The 644-nt window shown below is 59.0% G+C and carries 1 protein-coding gene; it reads left to right on the top strand.

All coding sequences use genetic code 11. From position 1 onward, the window contains the following. On the top strand, positions 1-512 hold a 512-nt coding region (locus EN914_RS37515), incomplete at its 5' end, for a hypothetical protein (RefSeq protein ID WP_127389788.1). Positions 513-644: the final 132 nt, after the last annotated feature.

Raw genomic sequence — 644 nt, 5'->3', positions numbered from 1 at the left:
GGGCGGCGGGCGCCTACTCCTTCTCCGACGAGCTTGGCGGCTTCCACATCACCGGCGCCTCGGGCATCGGCACGAAGGACGATCCGTTCGTCATCACCGAAGAGCTGACTTCGTCAACGCCGGTGACGCTGACGATCCGCACGACAAAGCCGATCCAGGCCTTCGGCAAGGCCGGCGAATTCGCCAACGGCATGATGTATATGCGCATCGAGGTGCTCAACAACAGCGGCCAGGCCTGGGTCGAATTCCAGTTCGAATTGCAGGAGATCCTGAACCAGCCGAGCGTGTTCGGCGACGGGCTTTCCTTCGACCAGCGCAACAAGACGCCGGACAATATCCGGTCGAGCAATTTCGCCGATTTCGATCGCGATTTCGAACCCTATGACCGGCTGCTGTTCAGGAATGGCAAGGTCGACCCGCTGAAAACCGCCAGCTTCGAATTCCTGATGACCGACTACACGCCCAGATGGACCTTCTACCTGGTGCAGGATCCGCGCATACCAACGGGCTGACACGATAGGATTTTTTTCTTGACTCGGTGAGCTCAGCTATGGTACATTTTTGCTTATGGTGCTGAGTTGCGCCAGTGACCCGCCGCACAGGCGGGTTTTTCGTTTGATGCTCCGTCAGGCAACGCGCCGGCG

The sequence above is a fragment of the Mesorhizobium sp. M7A.F.Ca.CA.001.08.2.1 genome (assembly GCF_003998455.1).
Taxonomy (GTDB): Bacteria; Pseudomonadota; Alphaproteobacteria; order Rhizobiales; family Rhizobiaceae; genus Mesorhizobium; species Mesorhizobium ciceri.
Note: the sequence above shows the minus strand (reverse complement) of the source record. Positions and strands in the feature narration are given on the sequence as shown.